This is a genomic window from Acinetobacter sp. YH12156, from assembly GCF_013418235.1.
Classification (GTDB): Bacteria; Pseudomonadota; Gammaproteobacteria; order Pseudomonadales; family Moraxellaceae; genus Acinetobacter; species Acinetobacter pseudolwoffii.
Map to the genome: position 1 here is coordinate 67557 of NZ_VPCL01000008.1, position 20869 is coordinate 88425.

The following is a 20869-nucleotide window of genomic DNA, read 5'->3' on the forward strand; positions in this document are numbered from 1 at the left end:
GCATCACAGTCCATTCATAAATATAAACTTTTTTCCTGAGGTAAAACTCTTCTAGATAAAAAATCCTCAAGAATGGCTCATAAAACTCATCTATTGAAGCCAGACCTCTTTTTTATAAGTTGATTCAAATATTGCCTAATTTTTATTTAAGTGTAATAGTTAAATTATCGTCAATGGTAAAATCATAAGCATTACGACAATACGAAATTAGTTTTTCAAATCGATTGAATATCTGTTCATTTAATTGTTTTTATTGGAAAAATCCTTTCCACTCCGAAGCAGGTATGTCTTTGAATAGACGATAACAAAATACTGGCAATATATGCTTTTCTATCGACTGATACTCTTTCTTATAAGTTTTATCAGTTCATACAGCTTGCTTTGTCTTCATCCATTTAATCAGTAAATTACCAAAAAATAGGTTCTCTTTTTGTTGAGCTTTCAATAACTTCTCATTTTTAGTTTTTAAAATGAGTTCACCATTTTAATACTTAATGGCCATTGAACATGCTTCTCTGACTGAGATTACTGGATAAGTCCCAAGCTATGTCCATTTACCAAGTGTATTCTTAAACCGCAACTGCCATGATTTTTACCTGTTACAACGACTTTTAAATACAAACCCATAATATCCGAAACCCTATACTCTAATTCTTTAGGTTTTAACACTGCAAATTGGGTATCTGTGAGTAATTTAGATTTAGCCATAAAATTTTGATTTTCCTAGATTAAACTAGGCTCCTGTATCCTGAGTTCTATTTTTTATACAGGATACAAGCCAGGATACAAATAGGGTGTTTTTATACGAGTACACCTGAGTATTCTTAAGACATTAAAAAACCCTTAACTCTTTTAGAATTAAGGGTTTAAGTATGTATTTTACTATATAAATACATGAATTTGGTGGGCCCAGACAGACTTGAACTGTCGACCAACGGATTATGAGTCCGTTAACATAGTAATTTAAAATCAACAAATTAAAAATATAATGTCAATATTATCATATATTTATGTAATTTTAATAATTTATTATTAACTCTTTTTGTTGATTAATATATATTGATTTTGCTTACTACTTGCTTACCAGATGCTTACTAGAATGAAGTTAACAAAACCTGCTATTGATAAAATTGATTGCTCAGACAAAAATAAACCAACTTTTTTTTGGGATGAGAAAACACCAGGATTCGGCGTCAAAGTTACACCTAAAAATAATAAAAGCTACATTTTCCAAGGCCGTATTGGTCTTCAAAACCGTCGTATCAAAATTGGTGACGTTGATGTATGGAAATTAGATGAAGCTCGTAAATATGCACAAGAATTGGCGATTATGTGCCACAAAGGGATTGACCCATTAATCGAGCGTAAGAAAGGTTTAGCTGATAATAAAGAACTGCTAAAACAAGAAAAACGCAAAACTATTAAATTTAAAGATGTATGGTTTGAATATTTAAAAGCAAGACAACCTAATTGGCGACCAAGAAGTTATCAGGACCACATCGAATTATCTAGAGGTGGTTACGATCCTGAAAAAAATAGTGTTTATACCAGTCAACCCATTTTTCAACTGTTTGAGTACAAACTTTCTGAATTAACTGCAGATGTATTATGCGATTGGCTTGATCACAATGACTTCCGTCCAACAACATCAGCTAAAGCATACAGACTTACACGAGCTTTCCTGAATTGGTGTGATGAACACGAGGATTATGAAAACTTAGTGCCTCCAAAATCATACAACTCAAAAAAAGTTAAAGATAAAGTCCCTTCCCCAAAAGCCAAGAATGATTGTTTGATGAAACAGCATCTAAAACCATGGTTTGAAGAGGTAAATAAGTTAACTAGCAGAAAAATAGCGATTTTTTTGATATGTAGTTTAATCACTGGTTGCAGAAAGAATGAGCTGCTTTCATTAAAATGGACAGATGTCGATTTTCGTTGGAAAACAGCAAAAGTCAGGGATAAAATTGAAGATGAAGGTCGCCTAATTCCTCTAACTGCATATGTTGAAAGCTTATTATTAGAACTAAAGAAAAATTCTGATTCTAAATTCATATTTAGCAGTAAGGGCGCTGAATGTGGCCATATTGTTAATCCTTACGATAGCTTAGAGAAAATATGTAAAAAACTAAATATTGAACTTACTCCCCATGGATTGAGGAGATCATATAAAACGTTAGCTATTTGGGCAAAAATCAATGAAGGATCTTTAGCACAGATATCAGGTCATAAACCAAGTGCATTAGTTGAAAGGCACTACATCGTACGACCTATGGATATGCTACAAGAAACACTACAAGAATATGAGGATTGGATTTTGCAACAAGTGCGAAATGGCATTAATTGAAATACCTCGATACGGACTAATGCCAGTCAGTTAAGAAATTGACTGGTAAAGGGTGTAAATAATTCTGTGTAAATACAGTTTTAAAAACACTTGGTTACACGCTCTTCAAAAGAGGGCGTTCAAAAATCTATGTCAGTAAATTTGACTACATTTTAATTATATCGATCTAATCGACCTTAAAAGTAAATGGATAATTGAGTAATGTGTGAAAATTGAGACTTCTACTGACATTTTGGTAAATTTTACCTCATGTCATAGGAGTTTGAATTTTGAGTACAAAAGCCCAACGGGAAATTGCCCATAAATTAAAAGTGTTTGCTCATGCTGAACAAAATGGCAATGTTGTATTGACCTGTCGATATTTTGGTATTTCACGAAATACTTTTTATCGTTGGAAGAGGAATTATAAATCCAAAGGAGAGATAGGATTAGTCAACAGTAAGCCATGTCCACAGAACCTTAAGCTACGCACGCCTGCTGTGATTGAAGATAAGATTATTTATTTACGTCAACACTATCATTTTGGACAACTACGGATCAGTTGGTATTTATGGCGTTATCACCAAATTAAAATTTCAGCAGCTGGGGCGTACCATGTTTTAAAACGGCATGGTATGAATCGATTACCCCAAAATCAGCGTAAACGTTCTATTCCTATTCCTCAACGTTATAAAAAACAAGTACCAGGGCATCACGTTCAAGTTGATGTAAAGTTTCTCTTTTTTAAAGATCAAAATGGAAAACAAGTCAAACGATATCAATATACCGCTATTGATGATGCAACTAGAATTAGGGTATTAAAGATTTATGAGAAACATAATCAAGCCAATGCTATTGATTTAGTCAATTATGTGATCAACAAATTTCCTTTCCGTATTCATACCATTCAGACTGAAAACGGTCATGAGTTTCAGTCTAAATTCCATTGGCATCTGAATGATCATGCCGTTCATCATCGCTATATTAAACCCCGAACACCTAAACATAACGGTAAGGTCGAACGATCTCATAAGACGGATAAAATGGAGTTCTACCAGCTATTAGACTACACCGATGATGTGGATTTAAAAGCCAAGCTGGCCGAATGGGAGGCATTTTACAATTATGCCCGACCTCATGCAGCCATGAATGGCAAAACACCCTATGAACGATTAAAAGAAAAGTTATGCTAAAATCTTGGTGTCAGTGGAAGTCCTAGTATTCACATATAAAAAGCACAAATACAAAATTATTTACAGGCTCACTCAAAACTATCTTTCTCTTAAAGCCTCTTGTGCTTTATTAAATGGTTTTATTAGATAATCTAAAATCGTTTTCTCCCCTGTTTTAATATCGACTGTTGCAACCATGCCAGGAGTAATACTAAATTGTTTGCCTGCTTTATTCATCAATTTTCCTGAATCCGTTCGAATATACACTCGATAATAAAATTGATCTTGCTTAACTTCATCTCTCAATGTGTCTGGTGAAATAATTGAAACTTTTCCTTTCAACCCACCATAAATAGAATAATCATAGGCAGTGATCTTCACGAGTGCATCTTGCCCAGGATGAATAAAAGCAATATCTCGCGGTGAAATACGTGCCTCAACCAAAAGTTGTTCATCCAGAGGAACAATTGTCATCAACTTGCCATTTTGAGAAATCACTCCGCCAATAGTCATAACATCAATTTCTTTAATAATCCCTCGTACAGGTGATTTAAAAAGAGTACGATTTAAAGAGTCTGATTTACCTTTTACGACTTGTAATTGCGTTTCGATATCTGTGTTGGCTTTTGCCAACTCTTCTCGAGCTTTTACCAAATATTGATTTCTCACATCATTCATTTGATTGCGCAAATCTGTTGCTTGGCGCTTGAGCCGCAATACTTCGACCTCACTAGCTGCACCTTTCGCTACTAATGGTTCAGTCATTTGCAGCTCTTCATCAACTAAAATAAGTGCTTGTTGTAAACCTGACAAAGATTCTTCTAGATTAGATCGTCGTGAATGATAGAGTGCTGTTTCTTCTTCAACTAAATCTCGCTCTTTAAGTACTTCACTCGGAAATTTTAAACTAGTTCCATTAACTTCTGCACGTAGTCGCGCTGCTGTTGCTTGTGATGCTAGTAGTAAGGATGCAGATTCACCAACATTTGATGCAAAGCGAGTTGGGTCAAGTTGAGCAAGTACCTGCCCTTCTTGTACGATTTGTCCTTCATGCACATAAAGCTTTGTTAAAATTCCACCTTCAAGAGACTGTACTACTTGCTCTTTAGAAGATGGAATAACTTTGCCAATTCCTGTTGAAACTTCTTCAAGTTTAAAAAGCCATGCCCAGATGAGTAATGACAAAAGACCAATACAAATAATCCAGATAAATAAGCTAGCTCTCGGTAATGCAGGTTCTAATTCTTTAGCCTTTACAATATCACTTTTTATATATTTTCTAATCATGATGCTGTACTCGCTATATTGGTTTGAGTATTACCTAATACTTGCTCTTTAGGACCATCCATAACAATTTTTCCATCATGTACTACAATAATTCGATCCACCAACTCAAGTACTGCTCGACGATGCGTTGCAATGACCAAAGTTTTTTGTCCTAACCACCCCTTAAGGTTCTGAATTAGTTGTTTTTCAGAAACGTCATCTATTGCGGCTGTCGGCTCATCAAGCAATAGAATATTTGGTTGACGAAGTAATAATCGTGATAAAAGTAAAGCTTGACGCTGGCCACCAGAAAAACCAACACCACCTTCTAAAATTTGATGATCTAAACCTTCTTTCTTATCTAATACAAAGTTTAATGCCCCTGTGAGCTTGAGCACATTTAAAAGCTCTTGGTCAGTCGCCAAAGGTGAGCCTAATGTTAAATTTTCACGTACAGAACCAAAAAACAAATGTGCATTCTGATTGAGTAAGCCCATATCTCGACGTACATCAGTTGGATCAATTAACCCCAAGTCAACCCCATCTAAATTGATTTTCCCTTGAACAGGTTCTTGCATCCCTGATAGCAACTGTAATAGCGTTGATTTACCTGCACCATTACGACCTAAAATCGCAATTTTCTCACCCGCTTGAATTTCAAGTTTAGGAATGATGAGAGTAGGTTTTGCATCGTTTTCACTATATTTGAAGACAATATTATTAAGTTCATAATGTCCATTCAAAACAGGTCTATGAATTAAATGTGCATTTGGTGCTTGGTCAACTGGTTTCTTCATAAGCTCATCTAAACTTGTCTTAGCAACTTTAGCTTGTTGAAAACGCCCTAGAACTCCTGAAATCTGTGCAATTGGTCCAAGCATGCGCGATGATAAAATTGAACAAGCAACTAATGCACCTGTAGTCATTTCCCCTTTCATCACAGCAAAACATCCAACCAGTACGACAATCGCAAAAGTAAGCCCTTGCACTTTCTGAGTCCACGCCCCCACAATTCCAACTAATTTCCGCTGGCGCATTGAAATATCTGCAGCAGCTTCATTCATGTGATTCCATTGGTTCTGAAATCGAGATTCCGCTCGCAATAACTTAATATCTTCTATACCTTGAACAGCTTCCACCAGTGTTGCATTGCGAATAGCACCTTCACGCATTCCTTCAGATGCTAATTTTGCCAATGGCTTTTGAATCAAAATTCCAGGAATAATCATTAAAGGTACAACCAAAACCATTACCCAAAACAGATTGCCACCGATCAGCCAAAAAATTGCCAAAAACAAAAAGAAGAAAGGCAAATCTGCAATCGCTGAAATGGTTGTAGAAGTGACTAATTCACGAACACCTTCTAATTCACGTATTTGCGAAATAAACGTACCTGTGGATTTGGATCGCTCTTTATTTTTAATTCTTAAAGCATGACCAAATACCTTATCTGAGATTTTTAGATCTGCACGTTTTCCGATAATGTCTGATAAATAAATACGTGCGACTCGTAAACAAAATTCAAATATTGCTGCAATGAGTACACCACCGGCTAATACCCATAAAGTTGGAACAGACTGTGCAGGAATAACTCGATCATAAACATTCATTGAAAATAAAATTGTCGCCAAGGCAAGAATATTGGCCATTAATGATGCAAACATCACATCCAAATAGCGCTTCCAATCTCTTAGCACAATCGTCCAAAACCAGTTCTGCTCATATGGTTTAATATACTCATCAATACGGACATCAGGAATTGATTTCTCAGGTCTTAAAATATAAACATTGTTCACATTTTCTTTTAATAACTCTACAGTAAGTACTTGTGCTAATCCCTGATCACCACTGAACTGAATATTCGCATTCCCATTGGCATCGAGTTGATTCAATACGCCAACTTGCCCATCTCTCATTTGAATAAGAAGTGGTAAACGCCACGGATTCAAAATATCTTCACTAAATTCAGTTTTTCTTAGACTCATCCCGATCTGACGGCTCACCAAAATCAAAATATCATCAAGTGACTGGCTCGGATTCCAATCGAGTTGCAAGCGTAAACGCTCTTCAGATGGTTCGATACGATAATGTTTTGCAATTGCTAGAACGGCTTGAAGCCATGGCTGATAATTCATAGTTTTGCTCATGGTAAAATTTCAAACCCTTGAATAGAAGTATTATTTAGTTGATAAAATGCTCTTGAAGCACCAGTAACATAGATATACTGAATTAGGGCCGCGTAAATATCATATCTTGCATTTTCAATTTCCTGTGCGGCAGCATGAATTGCTTGTTCAGAATTCAATAAATCCACCACTGTGCGGGTGCCTAATTTATATTGTTCTTGATACAACTCTTTTGTCCGTGCCGTGGTTTCTTTTCTTAAAGCTAGAACATCCATTTGCTTTTGCTTATTTTCGACCTGCACACGAATGAGCTGTACCTGATCCAAAACATCTAAATAAACTGTGTTAACTGCTGCTTTTGCTGCTTCTTCCGCATAATTAGCAGAACGGAGTTTTGATCGGGCTGCCCCGCCTTGGAAAAAGTTGCTATTCGCTTCCAACATGACAGAGCTATAAAAACCATCATCTTCATTATTATTTGGGTTTTTCCCATTCAAAGCTTGATTTAAGCTACCTTTAATATTAATTGTTGGATATGTACTTAGTTTTGTTTGTTCTTTTTGAAATTTGGCAATTTGTACTGCTGCCTGAGCTGCTATCATCTTAGGAAGATGCGTAAATTCAGGGTCATTGTATAAACCTGCATTACGAATAATAGTATTTGGAATCCTCATCTTTAAATGGGACACATCATAGCCCAGCAGCATTTGTAACTTTTGCTGATACTGCTTTAACTGCGTTTCTTGTATGAGTAAATTTGACTGCGCCGCTTCTAAATTTGACTGTGCCTGAATCGGATCTGCCTGACTACTAATACCCGCTTTAGCCCGTAAATTAGCGATTTCTGCAATTCGAGCAATTCCTTTGATTTGTTGATTAGCAATACGAACGATTTCTTGATAACGGTTAATATTGACCATCGCATTCGCTGTTTGATATGCAATATCATCAATGCTATTTAATGTATTTGCTTGTTCTCGTAATAACTTCGCTTCTTCTATATTGATATCGCTTTTGATTTTTCCAAAATCATATAAAACCTGTGTCGCTGATAAACTGTAAAGCTGTCTTCCCCGTTCGCCAGTCGTTAAATCAGCTGTACTAATACCACCAGAGATTTGAGGAAAATATTGTGCTTTCGCCGCATCAATGTTTGCACCTTGGCCTGCAATAGTAGCAATACTCTGAGTGATTTCAGGTCGACGCTGTAGCGCTTGATGAATTGCATCAAAAAGTGTTAGCTCAGCTTCAGAGTTAATGCTTATTTTTTCCATACCTTTAAGTTGTTGTTGAATACCACTCAATTTGATAACTGGCAAAGTATCTTGCGCTGTCTGCTCACCCCATGAGTATTTACTTAGTTCTTGAATACTCACTTGATTCAAATCTGCAGGTTGCGACGAAAAAAACTGTTCGATGTTTGCTTTAGCTGAGTCTAAATAATTTTTTGGTTTTGCTGCATAAATAGGCATTATTGGTGCACAAAACGGAAGAAACAGCACAAGCCATATCTTTGATTTTATAAAATTCATGATTTAAGCATCTTGGTAAATTCATACCGTGGGAGTTTTTCAAATGCTGCGTCATAGCATTAAATGAGTACTGTAATTGCAGCCATTTTCATTACAATTTTTATCTATCTTTATCCAAAATTAACTTAAGATAAATTCAAATTTAAAATGAATGAAAGGAGCGTTATGTTTGACATAGTGTCTTCACCTTCCGCTGCAGAAGTTACTTTGACAGTAATGCCGTTTTCAAGGTCTTCAGCTGTTAATGGACGGTTAACCAGTTCAGTGCCATCTTGATCTTTGATCACAACAGTATCACCAACGCTATAACCCGCATCTTTCGGGAAGGTTACTTTTGCATCAACTTTGCCATTCTCATCAACATCTGATGGGTTAATGACATCATCACCGCCATCTTGAATTTCAACAACTGGCGCACCTGTTAGGTCTTTTTCACCGTCACCGTCAACATCGCCCGGAACTACCAAGTCAACTGTTGAATTATCGCTGCCTTCTGGTGACGTATTGCCAGCTTTATCGGTCACTGTTGCGGTAACAACTGTATCTTTACCTTCCGCAGCAGGAGTTACTTCAACAGTAATACCATTGTTGTTAATGTCATCTTTGCTTGATGCTGTAACTTCAATTTCTTCTATTGAACCATCTGGATGAGTGATCGTAATCTTATCACCCTCTACAACTGGCTCGGTCGGCTTAACAGTCACTGTAACTTTGCCGTTGACAAGATCAGTTGGATTGATAACACCATCACCACCATCATTAATCTCAACAGTTGGTGCTGTAGGTGCTGTAGTATCTTTCGGTTCTTCATCCTTGTCATTGTGATCAATAATTGCTGCAGCGCCACCAACTACAGCAGCACCCACCAACCAAGGTAACAATCCAACGAGTTGACTGCTTTCAACAGCAGGCAATAATGCTTCTAATCCTGGAATGCCTTTAAAACCCGATACGCCATCAAACCAATATAGAACACACCCATCTTCTTCAAAAACCAAATCTGAAGCGACATCGTCATATGTTATAAAAAAATTCTCAATAACAACAACTTCACCATTTTTTAACTTAAGCACTAAGTTACTGCCATCACGGATAAATTCGTCGACGTCATCACGGCTCATTTTAGTATGAACAATAGAAGCTTCGGTTAATGTAATCTGTGTCGCATTTACTGTAGACTTATTTAATGAGTCTTTCTCAATTACAATAAAATTAGTCATATTTTTACCCAAAAAATTATATTCTTTTATCTTCTAAAACTTTAACTATTTAGTAATGCCTGTAATTTCGACAGTTACACGGCGGTCAGGCTGTAAACAAGCTTTGAGTTCTTCACGCTGTTTTACATCAAAACAACCATTCGTCACAGGTTGATTTTTGCCTGCACTAGACGTTGAAATATTATTTTCAGATACACCGTTTTGAACCAACAGGTTGCGTACTGTGTCTGCACGGTTTTGCCCCAATTGATTGTTATAGCTATCACTTCCCAAACGATCTGTGTGACCAACTAAATTAATGCGGCTTACAGAAACGAAGTTGTTATGAATTTGCGAAGCAACATTCAAGACCTCTTGACGCCCCTTTGGCAGTAAATCATTCAAGGAAGAACCGTTAAATTTAAATAAAGTGTCCGCAGCTAAATCCACTCGTATTATCTGTTCCTGAGCAGCAACCTTGTGCTTCACCTCACAACTTAAAGGCTGACCATTATTGGAAATAAAAGGTTTACCGTTTGTATTGACAGAGAGTACAAATTCATTGCTTGTTAGCTTTCCTACGTTTAAGTCAACATCACAACTTTGGCATGATTCTTCAGTACAGTTTTTTACTTTGAAATTATATGTTTCTGGTTTCAATGCATATTGAGCCGAATTATTTATATAAAAATTTCCAGCTTTAATACTGTCAATATAAAATTCAATCGGGCAATTTTGCTGTTCTGCTGTATCACCACCACAAAGCTTCTCATCTCGCTTTAATACAATAGGTTGATTATTTTCTTGCGTTTTTTTCTGAAAACGTAAATCTGATGGCTTCGTATATGGGCTTGATGTGCAAGCCGCTACCCCCAATGAAGCTACAACAGCTAAAAGTGACAATCTCAACATAACTATCCCTTGTGGACTTAGAACAATTTAAGGAACAATTTCAAGCACATTTCCTACACAAATATCTTTCCATGAATCTACTGAAAAATTATTATTGTGACGCAGTGCACATTTCAACATCTTTATATCAAAATAAATGTATATTTTGAACATTTATTTTTTGTGTCAACTGTATCACTTTATAGTTTTATTAGAAATACTTAACTAGATAGTGAACCGTACCGGGTTTGTCGGAGACTTTTTTATTTAAGTTAGGCCACCTGACCTAACGGATTAATCTTATCATAGTACATTGCTTCAAACTCAAAAGGCGATACATAACCCAATGCGCTGTGTACACGCTCTTTATTGAACCAATCTACCCAGTTTAGTGTCGCAAGTTGTACATCTGCTAAACCTTGCCAATCTGCTTTTAAATATTCAATCACCTCTGTTTTGTATAAGCCATTCACCGTTTCAGCCAGAGCATTATCGTATGAATCACCCGTTGTACCGACTGATGCTCGTAAATTTGCTGCTTCTAAACGATTGGTATAGCGAATGGAAAGATATTGAACACCTCTATCTGAATGATGAATTACATTCTTTGGCATGCCTCGATCGTGCAATGCTTGCTCCAATGCATCGAGCACCATATCTGTATTCATCCGTGTAGATACTTTCCATCCAACAATTGCTCGTGAGAACACATCAATAATAAATGCGGTGTAGACCCAGCCAGAATTGGTTTGAATATACGGGTGAGTAGACCAAGGGAATTTCACCCTTAGCCCCTCGCAGAACCGGACATGAACCTCTCAGCTCATCCGGCTCCCATTATCCAACCGATGGTAAACATCCCATTTTCCAGTGCACAAAGGCATTTGGAAAATCACGCGCAAGTCGCCCTAAGGCATATCTAGCCCGTCTTTTATGACGGGCCAAGTTTTTATACTTACGCCTCATCCAGCGTATAAGATAAGCATTCATGTGTTGCCAGATCGCTGACATTGCTGAACCATGGAATCGACCATAGTATTGCTGCCAACCTTGAAGAATTGGATTAAATATTGCAGATAAATCACTTAATTCGCGATTTCACATCAGATGTAGATGCCATTTCCGAATAGTCTGTCGCATTGCTTTAAGTGCATCACGACTGACTGCAGGAGAGAAATTTACATAAACTCTTTTATACTTGTCCACAGCCTTACGGGGCCTAAACGTGTACCCGAGAAAAGTAAATTGAACATCGGGATATGCTTTACGACGATTAATATCTTGGCAATAAACAATCTTTGTCTTGTCTGGATGCAATTCGAGACCACATTCACGAAATCGTGCATCGATCTTTTGTAAAACAAGTTTGGCTTGAGATAAACTCCGACAATGAATTACGCCATCATCTGCATAACGGCAGAACCGTACACTTTGAAGATGTTTCGTAATCCACATATCAAAAGCATAATGCATAAATAAATTCGCCAATAAAGGACTCACAACACCACCTTGTGGTGTGCCGCGATTCCTTTCTAAAAGATGGCCATTTATGTGTTGCATTGGTGCTTTTAACCAACGTTGCACATATAAAAGAATCCATGGAATTTCACAGTGTTTCTTGAGTGCACGCATGAGTAAATCATGGTCGATGTTATCAAAGAGACCTTTGATATCAAATTCCACAACCCAGTCATAATCCCAACTTCGTCTCCTCACTATCGCAATTGCATCATGGGCAGAACGCCCCGGACGATATCCATATGAGTTTGGATGAAATAATGGATCAATTTTCGGCTCTAATAAGAGCTTAACTGCTGTTTGCGCGACTCGATCTGCAACTGTTGGAATACCTAGTATACGCACGCCACCTGACTTCTTTGGAATCGGAACAGCCTTAACTGGCGGTGGAAAATAACTGCCAGAACAAAGTCGATTCCATAGTTTGTATAGGTTGTTCTTTAAATGCTTTTCGAATTGCTCAATAGATTCATGATCAACGCCTGGAGCGCCACCATTCTCTTTGACTTTTTTAAATGCCTCCCAGATTAACGCTTTAGGAATATTAAATGGTTTGGTCATAAAGTTTTGCTCCTCCTGCTTGCACAGTTGACAAATCCGTAGACCTGGATAATGCAACCCCTTCGCTCCATTACCATTACAGTAACTTCAACACTACTACGAGTTGCTCCGCCCCTTGGTGACGCATTGCTATTATCAGCCTTGCCTTTTGAGCTTGTGCCTTTCGCTTGACATCGCCACCGAAGGTTCCCGCAGTTCAACGTAAGAGCCTGAATTAGGATCGCGCTGCCTCTACGCCGGACACCGAATGGCCCGTAAGCAGGTAACGGCCAAACTAATCGCGGGGTAACTTCCATCCCCGGTTTTGATGTCATTTGAGTACTTTCGACACTTGAACGGCAGTTCACTGTTGTTCGCCTTCCTAATTCTTACCTGACATCTCTACGATGCCTTTTCCATAACGCTCACGACCGGGACTTTTGATCCAAGCCGCTTATGGTGGTTTGCTACCTGCTCCTGCAAGCCGATAGCGAGGGGCCATACCCTCATCTCTTACGCCGCTTGCTGCGGCACACTAAAGTCACTGACCTGAGAAGCACTGCTTCGCAAGGGTCAGGTCGATCAGCACTAAAATTCCGTTTCACTAAATCACCTGCCCGTTTTTGATCATCTCGGCTGCGGGTAGTTTGTTTGTTCTTACCACGCCAAACACCTTGTATATCTAGCTTTTGCATCAATCGAGCAACTGTACAACGTGCAATAACATAACCCTCACGTTTCAATTGTTGCCAAACTTTACGTACACCATATCGACCTGAACTTTCTTTCCAAATACGTTTGATTTGCTCTGCATGATGTAAATCATGCAGAGCACGTTTCGCTCGATGTTCTGGGTTATCAACGAGATCTAAAGCCCGATAATAGGTCGAAGCTGCAATCGGTAAAATTCTACAAATCGCTTCAACACCATATCGATCTTTATTGTTATGGATAAAATCCACCATTATTTGTGTGGGCGGTCGAGCTCCGCCTGGGCGAAAAAAGCGGCTGCTTTGCGTAGAATTTCATTGGCACGCTTTAATTCTTTAATTTCACGTTCCATTTGCTTCATTTTTTCTTGGTCAGATATCTGTTGTACTTTGGCAGGATTTAGTTGATCCATATGCTTTAAATACCAAACACGCAATGTTTCAGGAGTACAACCGATTTTAGGCGCAATAGCTGTGATTGCTGCCCAAGTAGAAGGATAATCTTTTTCAGATTCAATTAGTAATTGAACCGCTCTTTCTCTAATTTCGGGGGTATAGTTTGGTTTTTTCATCGGAATAGTCTCTCAGAATATTAACTCTCCGACAAACCCGGTACGGTTCACAATTACTTAAAATTATTTACAGGCTCTTAAAACGCCAAATCAAATAGCAGAGAACTTTTATCGGTTAGCTGCCTAGCATATCCCAAGTGAAAGTCTCCTGCTCATTCAGCACATATCAAGGTTTATACGGGTCAAGGATACTATTTCTAGGCTGTATACGCTGATAATGAGGTGTGATGTTCTGCCGTAAATATTTACGCACGGTATTTCTAGACACCCCCAGTTCACGACTAATGGCTTTAATAGATTTACCCTGTTGATGAAGAATTTGGATTGTCGCTGCTTGCTCCAAAGTTAACATATTGAGCAGTCCAAAATGACAGCTATATTAACCAAGGGGGTCATTTTTACACTGCCGCTAACACCATGCCTATTTTTTAATTCGGTTCAGATTTCCAGCGGTGTGGCAGTAATTATTCAATCTGGGTCACTTTATGTGTCGGCAGCCTTTTCAGCACATCACTTAAATAGGCATACGAATCCAGTCCATTCAGCTTTGCTGACTGGATTAAAGTCATGATGTTTGCCGCTCGCTGACCACTGCGCAGCGAACCTGCAAATAGCCAATTCTTGCGTCCTAAGGCCCAAAAACAATATCACACTCTTAAAATAAAAAAAGCTGGTTGCAACCAACCAGCTTTTTATTGTACCCATGCCGAGGCATGGATTCAATTCACTTTATCCAATAATAATCTGATGATTATCTAATAAAGTTTGTAAATTTACATCGGCAGCTTTATGCCCTTCAAGTACCAACAGATTTGCCCAATCATGCGCACCTGCAGCACCATCACGGTCCACTTTCACCGTCGCTGTGCCATTCACATCTTCGACTTTAATGTACTGCCCGATATCGCCTTGATTGACATCCAGTAATCCTTGGAAGAATCCTTGGCTAAACTCAATCTTATCGGCATTGACATTCGCTCCAATCTTACCAACGGTAAAATCATTCCATGTATTGGTACCATTGCCAGCAGTCGCATCGGCAGCAACTAAAACATCATAGACTGCAGTATCACTACCTAAACCACCAACGAAAGTATCATTGCCTGCACCACCATAGAGGATATCGTCACCGGCACCACCCAGCAGATAGTCATTACCGGCACCACCAGCAATAAAGTCATTACCATCACCTCCCACCAAGTAATCATCTAAAGTCGTTCCAAAGATCGTGTCATCACCCGCACCACCGTTGTAGTATTGATAACCGATACCATCTACCGCCTCTGAAATACTAGAACTTGTGCTACCTGAACCGATACCTGAATAGATCATGGTTTGACTCGTATTATTACTGAAGTAAACCGTAATCGTCGATCCTTCCATATCTCTGGCATAACTATGATTTCTGTAAGAAGAATTATCTGTATCAGCAGCAAAATTAAACTCTTTACCTACAGTAAACTGCCCAGCCTTAAAGTTAATTTCTAAAAGCTCTGGTCTATTTGCATTTGTGCCTTTACGTTTAATTTCGTAACTTTGCACCATGCTATTTTCGTTAATAGCTTTATGACTCGGGCTGTCTGACTTAAACTGATTACCTTGTTTATCAGTATCTAAGCGTCCAGTATTAGCAGCACCAAAATGCACACTAGAAGTTCTAGAACTACTTAGATCAATCACCACTTTAGTAATTGAAGTATTTGGTTTGTCATTATGATATTGCAATGACCATGGAGTACCTGAACCTGTTTCGCCTTTGACAGTTGCGGTCAGCTTATGACCAACAAGGTCATTAGCAGCAGTTCCATTCTGAAACAAGTTATCTGTATTTTTGATATCTTTGTCTAAGCCTGTCGTTGCTTTATTAAAGTCAAGTACCTCTACTTCCAACGCTTTAGTTGTGGTCTTACTGTGCGAATTACTACTTTCAGTCGTAGTTGCTGAAATAGATAAGCTAATCTTACCAGTAAAGCCTTTGCTTGGTATTAAGCTGAGGTTATTCAAATTCCAGTCTTTAATACTCAAACCTGTTTGACCCGCTTTAGCAGTAAAGGTATGTACACCATCGGTGATGGTGATACCAACTGGAATTCCATTGAGCTCAAGTGCAGTTAACGTTTCAGATCCATCTTTATCAATCAAATCGACCTGGATACCAGATAGCTTGATTGGTGTGTCTTGCATACCATTATCAACCGCTTCAGCAGAGAAGTAACCCCCATCAGGCTTACCTGTCGTATTGCTTACAAAACCACCCACGTCCGCACCTAAAGTCAGTAACTCTTCGGCACTACCATAAAGTTTGTAGTTTTCAGAAGTCAATAGTTTCGATGTTGCCTGAGCCCAACTTTGTCCTTTGCCTTTTTCTAGAACGCTAATGTTATATTCACCTCTACTATTTAGATTGGCAAAATAAGCTTCAAAAGTATAAAAGCCGGTTTTTTCAGGTACAAAACTGCTGATATTAATGGTACCGTTACCATCTCCGCCAATAATGGTCGGATGATAGTTGCCATAGGCGTCACCGATAGTTTGTGCTAGAACTTTACCTCCAAGCTCAATATGCATTGCATCATCGGCATAACCTTCAAAGCTATACTCACGCCCAGCTTCTAGGTAAATTAAGCCCGTATAAGACACAGCGTCAAATATTGAACTAGTAACACTACTACCACTAAAGTTGCCTGCAAACTCGTTGGCACGTCCAGTGCTAGTTGCCTTAGCGGTGTCGAGCAAGTCTTCAAGCCCATTTGAATCAAAATTCTTTTTACTACTACTTAAGCTCAGGCTATTATATTGTTTAAAAATTAGACCTGTTGAAGCAGGTGCTGGTTTTAATGCAACACCTGAACCAGCTATACCGCCTGTGCTTGAGTTATCCCAAATATTGGCATTTAAGATAATGTTTGCACCATCAGCGACTGCTTCAACATTGACTTTTGCGGTAGTCGATATCTGCTGCGTACCATCAGAAACTGTGTAGTTCAGCACAATAGCATCCGTAGTATTGGCATGCGAAAAATGCTCTTTTGGTGTGAATGTCCATGTACCATCTGCATTGGCTACAATTTTACCCATACTTGGGTCTGCCAAAGTCACTGCAGTCACACTCAAACTATCGCCATCAATATCTTTGGCATTTTTCAGTAAATCTGCCTGTGTCAAGATGATCGATTGATCTTCTTTGATATTGAAAGACGTGCCTGGCGCAGTCGGTTGGTTGTTTAGACCAGACTGTTTTGAAACCACAACGTTACCTGCAGCATCTTCAGCATAGATATCAAGTGTTTTACCTTTCGCTAGCGCAGGAAGTGTTAATTTATATTCACCTGCAACACCTGTTGCAACCGCAGTGTATTTCACCCCATCAAGCGTTGTATACACCTGCTGTGCATCCGCATTGACTTTTACTGTCATTATGGTGCTTGCAACCGAACCATCCGCTGCCATTTGGTTGCTGACAACGATATTTTCAATCACTGGCGGTGTAGTATCGACTGTAAAGTTGAACTCATTTGATGCATCACTAAGCAAGCCAGTTTCATCATTATAAGCTTTTGCGGTAACTTTAACGTTACCTACCAACTTACCAGTGGTCACCGCAGCAGAAAGTTGATCAGATGATACATTCCATTCATAAACACCCGTTGCACCCTGTGGAATATCAATCTTAATTGGGGTGTTAATGTTATGTAAATACACCCAAATTTGGCTGACTAAACCATCTGTACCAAGGTCAATTGTACCTTTGATCACCCCTTGTGCATCATTGGTTACACCACCATTGACAATATTTCCAACAATACCACCTGCAACATTGTCTACATAAGCTATTACTTCAGGAGTGGCTAAACTCAACTCTGGGTTAAGCGTCTTACCATTATTGACACCAACGTTACCCGCACTATCCTCAACAAAAACTTGTAATTTAAGTGGATCATAGTTTTCAATGGCTTGATCAAGACTCACTTTAATATCTAAGTAACCATTAAATCCAAGTGCATCTCCACCTACTACACCTGTACCCACGATTTTACCATCGTACAGTACCGTGACAATATTACCTGTTTCGGCAGAAGTTTCGCCTGACTTGGTGACTAAAGCCGTCACCTGACCATGCTCGCCATGACTTGCATCAAAGCCAACATTGGTCGCCTCTGGCGGTGTGATGTCTGTCTTAAAGGTGTACTTGTCAGTAACCTCACTTAACTTTCCAGTGACAGGGTCGTAAACTTTAACCTGAATATAAATATTATCTTCACGTAGTTCATCTGCTGCCCAAATTTCATTTAAGACTTTTTGCAAGTCCGATTCCGTCAGTCTCCACGTACCATCTGCTTCAACATTTACCTCAATATCCGCACCATTTGGATACGGCTCGACCGAAGACTCTGTGTCAGATGTATTAAACTTATTGACATAGAGGCGAATAGTAGCTTTACCATTTTGCACTAATGCTAAATCGACTTTACCAGTCAGCTCGCCTAAGACATCATTGGTAAGCTGGGTGTGAGTCTCGCCATCATTCTCAACCACCTCTTTATCAACAAGACTTACTGTCGTCGTTGTAACACTGACTTTACCTGTTGTAGTTGCAAAATCAGCATCCTTACGAACAGAGAACTGTATTTGATAGCTGTGACCTAATGTATCTTTAAGAGTAAAGGTTGCATGTAATGGTGCAGTAGAACTGTCTAGTTGCTCTTGAATGTCCGCAATATTCAAAACCCATGAACCATCTGTATTAAAAGTTATTTCACCAATACCTGAAAGTTCATTAGAACCTAAAGACTCTTCAAACTCTATCACCTGACCAAACTTATTAGTAATTTTCCCTGTTAGTTTACCTTGACCATCTGCAGCGATACCTGTGTCTGTCACTTTATTATAAACACTACCGATATTGTCATAGTAGCCTGTAATTTCAATCACAGACTTTGGTGGTGTAGCCACAATATAGTCTTGAGTTGATTGGGCGATATTACCTGCGGTATCCGTCACTTTTGCATGAACCTGACCATCTTTCAGCTGTTTAGAGATCTCAGATGAAATTTCAGCTGTCCAACCTTTCTCTGCGTTCACTGTCGCAGTTATCATGATTGGTGCACCATCTTCACCAAGAATTGGCTGACCTTGAGCATCTTTGAAAGTTAAGGTCACAGTTGCACCTTCAGACACACCATCGACAGTGCCTTTAATGGTGAAACCTTCTATTTTTTCACTCCACTGTACAAGATTATCTTCAGCAAAATCTGTAATTTTGATATCTGCAAAAGTATCAACCACTGCTGTAGCACTAACAATCTTAGAAATGTTACCCGCTTGGTCTGTTAAGCTGACCGATAACGCTAATGTCTTATCTTCACTTGGTGTTGTAAATTGGACTTGTACTTTCCCAGCCGCAACTTGTTCAGCAGTTAAGATTTGATCCTCACCATTAATCGTTAATGTATCTCCTGCACGCACAGAACCATCACTTGGCAATGTGACTGTGACTGTAACCTGACCATTTTCATCAATATCTGTCGCATTAATAAATGCATCAGCATTGCTTCCAATTGTCACAGTTGGTGTTGATGGCGCTGTATCATCTACAAACTCTAAGTCACCCACTGTTGCTGTAGTATTTGCAAGTGAGCCTTGCTCTCCAACCAATTCAATTTGAACTTGATTGCCCGCTTGAACCTTCGTGGTATCAAGTGTGAATGAGAACTCACCATTTGCATCAGTGTGACCGCGATAAATTTCTTCACCAGCGTGATCTTTAATGATAACCGTGGTGTTTGCTTCACTGGTTTGACCTTTGACAATCAACCGATCTGCTTCACCGTCTGCCATTTCATCCGTATCTACAGGCGTTAACTGAGATATATCTAGATTTACTGGAATATCTAGTTTAGATAAGTCATCTAAGCGCTCTTGAAGTTCTGGTTGTGCACCTGGAGCTAAACCGTCAACTTTGTCTTGAGCTATTGCTTTTAAGCTTTCTGCATTTTTCACAGCTTGCTCAAGTTCAGCTTTTTGAGCTGGCGTAAAGCCATTTTGTTTCGCATTTGCAATAGCTGTATTCGCATCTGCATAAGCTTGCTCAGCCACTGCAACAGAGGTTGATGCACCCGTCACATCTAATCGATCTTGAATATTTTTAGCTTGTGACTCTAAGCCCTCTTTCGCTGTACCTTCTGGAAGTTTATCAATCGCCTCAACCGCCGCATTTAACTTAGTTTGTGCATTAGCAATCGCTTTTTTAAGTGCTTCAACTTCAGTTTCAGTCAATTTATCGTCTTCAAGCGAAGTGACTAATTCATTCTCAGCCGCTGTCACTGCAGCTTGTGCTTCATTTAATAAGTCTTGTGCTGCTTCAACGCTGTCATCAATACCATCGCTGTCGGTATCGTTCACCGCAGGAACTGTGGTGGTCAAGCCATCTAAACGACCTTGTAGCTCTGTTTGTTTTGCTGATTCAGAGGCTGGCAATGCATCAACTAAGCCTTGGGCTATGCCTTTCGCTGTATCAACGGCTGCTTTAAGTGCATCCAATTCTGCTTTGTCGTCAGGATTGATGATGCCGCCTTTGCCTGCAATCGCATCGATAAGCTTTTGCTCTGCTTCTTCAGCCGCTTCTACCGCCGCTGTCGCTGCTGCAACGCTGCTGTCGATGGTGCCATCGCTGTCGGTATCGTTCACCCCAGGAACTGTGGTGTTCAAGTCATCTAAACGACCTTGAAGCTCTGTTTGTTTTGCTGATTCAGAGTCTGGTAAAGCATTAACTAAAGTTTGAGCTGTGCCTTTCGCTGTATCAACTAAGTCTTTGAGTGCATCCAACTCTAATTTGTCAGCAGGATTAATCACGCCGCCTTTGCCTGCAATCGCATCGATAAGCTTTTGCTCTGCTTCTTCAGCCGCTTCTACCGCCGCTGTCGCTGCTGCAACGCTGCTGTCGATGGTGCCATCGCTGTCGGTATCGTTCACCCCAGGAACTGTGGTGTTCAAGTCATCTAAACGACCTTGAAAGCA

9 protein-coding genes, 5 pseudogenes and 1 other annotated feature are annotated in these 20869 nt (G+C 39.2%); of the genes and pseudogenes, 2 read left to right on the forward strand and 12 right to left on the reverse strand.

The features are described 5' to 3' along the window. Nucleotides 1-525: 525 nt before the first annotated feature. On the reverse strand, nt 526-708 hold the full coding sequence (locus tag FTU87_RS08590) for an Arm DNA-binding domain-containing protein (RefSeq protein ID WP_074383277.1): 183 nt from the start codon (nt 706-708) through the stop codon (nt 526-528). A 391-nt stretch (nt 709-1099) separates the two neighbouring features. Between FTU87_RS08590 and FTU87_RS08595 the strand changes: the two genes are divergently transcribed. Further along, nucleotides 1100-2347: an integrase family protein gene (locus tag FTU87_RS08595; protein WP_180096991.1), complete on the forward strand. Its 1248-nt coding sequence runs from the start codon at nt 1100-1102 to the stop codon at nt 2345-2347. A 269-nt stretch (nt 2348-2616) separates the two neighbouring features. After that, nucleotides 2617-3519, forward strand: coding sequence for an IS481 family transposase (locus FTU87_RS08600; RefSeq protein WP_179997021.1), 903 nt, complete (start codon nt 2617-2619; stop codon nt 3517-3519). Between the two features lie 78 nt (nt 3520-3597). On the opposite strand, the gene FTU87_RS08605 is transcribed toward FTU87_RS08600, so the two are convergent. The 11 genes and pseudogenes from FTU87_RS08605 to FTU87_RS15225 form a co-directional block, all read right to left on the reverse strand. After that, nucleotides 3598-4785, reverse strand: a complete 1188-nt coding sequence (locus FTU87_RS08605; protein WP_179997022.1) for an HlyD family type I secretion periplasmic adaptor subunit — start codon at nt 4783-4785, stop codon at nt 3598-3600. Continuing rightward, complete coding sequence (locus FTU87_RS08610) at nt 4782-6911, reverse strand: type I secretion system permease/ATPase (RefSeq protein ID WP_179997023.1); 2130 nt, start codon at nt 6909-6911, stop codon at nt 4782-4784. Before FTU87_RS08610 ends, FTU87_RS08605 begins: the two co-directional genes overlap by 4 nt. Further along, entirely contained in the window at nt 6908-8422 is a 1515-nt protein-coding gene (locus FTU87_RS08615; protein ID WP_179997024.1) for a TolC family protein, read from the reverse strand. The genes FTU87_RS08610 and FTU87_RS08615 overlap by 4 nt, the downstream gene beginning before the upstream one ends. Nucleotides 8423-8547: 125 nt before the next feature. Beyond that, complete coding sequence (locus FTU87_RS08620) at nt 8548-9642, reverse strand: BapA prefix-like domain-containing protein (protein WP_179997025.1); 1095 nt, start codon at nt 9640-9642, stop codon at nt 8548-8550. Between the two features lie 45 nt (nt 9643-9687). After that, on the reverse strand, nt 9688-10533 hold the full coding sequence (locus FTU87_RS08625; RefSeq protein ID WP_163120772.1) for an OmpA family protein: 846 nt from the start codon (nt 10531-10533) through the stop codon (nt 9688-9690). A 251-nt stretch (nt 10534-10784) separates the two neighbouring features. Beyond that, nucleotides 10785-11270: pseudogene (locus FTU87_RS08630) on the reverse strand (IS3 family transposase); the annotation flags it as partial. A gap of 79 nt (nt 11271-11349) precedes the next feature. Continuing rightward, a pseudogene (gene ltrA / locus FTU87_RS08635) lies at nt 11350-12591 on the reverse strand (group II intron reverse transcriptase/maturase). Nucleotides 12592-13142: 551 nt separating this feature from the next. Further along, a pseudogene (locus tag FTU87_RS08640) lies at nt 13143-13852 on the reverse strand (IS3 family transposase); the annotation flags it as partial. Beyond that, nucleotides 13461-13577, reverse strand: a sequence feature (AL1L pseudoknot). (Overlaps the previous pseudogene by 117 nt.) A gap of 169 nt (nt 13853-14021) precedes the next feature. Then, nucleotides 14022-14204: pseudogene (locus tag FTU87_RS08645) on the reverse strand (helix-turn-helix domain-containing protein); the annotation flags it as partial. A 112-nt stretch (nt 14205-14316) separates the two neighbouring features. Beyond that, nucleotides 14317-14490: pseudogene (locus tag FTU87_RS08650) on the reverse strand (transposase domain-containing protein); the annotation flags it as partial. A 91-nt stretch (nt 14491-14581) separates the two neighbouring features. Further along, nucleotides 14582-20845: a cadherin-like domain-containing protein gene (locus FTU87_RS15225; RefSeq protein WP_180096992.1), complete on the reverse strand. Its 6264-nt coding sequence runs from the start codon at nt 20843-20845 to the stop codon at nt 14582-14584. Between the last annotated feature and the right edge of the window lie 24 nt (nt 20846-20869).

What these genes read in the sequence shown, in the direction of transcription:
- FTU87_RS08590 (WP_074383277.1), bottom strand. Translation starts at nt 708, where the DNA reads ATGGCTAAATCTAAATTACTCACAGATACCCAATTTGCAGTGTTAAAA.
- FTU87_RS08595 (WP_180096991.1), top strand. Translation starts at nt 1,100, where the DNA reads ATGAAGTTAACAAAACCTGCTATTGATAAAATTGATTGCTCAGACAAA.
- FTU87_RS08605 (WP_179997022.1), bottom strand. Translation starts at nt 4,785, where the DNA reads ATGATTAGAAAATATATAAAAAGTGATATTGTAAAGGCTAAAGAATTA.
- FTU87_RS08610 (WP_179997023.1), bottom strand. Translation starts at nt 6,911, where the DNA reads ATGAGCAAAACTATGAATTATCAGCCATGGCTTCAAGCCGTTCTAGCA.
- FTU87_RS08615 (WP_179997024.1), bottom strand. Translation starts at nt 8,422, where the DNA reads ATGAATTTTATAAAATCAAAGATATGGCTTGTGCTGTTTCTTCCGTTT.
- FTU87_RS08620 (WP_179997025.1), bottom strand. Translation starts at nt 9,642, where the DNA reads ATGACTAATTTTATTGTAATTGAGAAAGACTCATTAAATAAGTCTACA.
- FTU87_RS08625 (WP_163120772.1), bottom strand. Translation starts at nt 10,533, where the DNA reads ATGTTGAGATTGTCACTTTTAGCTGTTGTAGCTTCATTGGGGGTAGCG.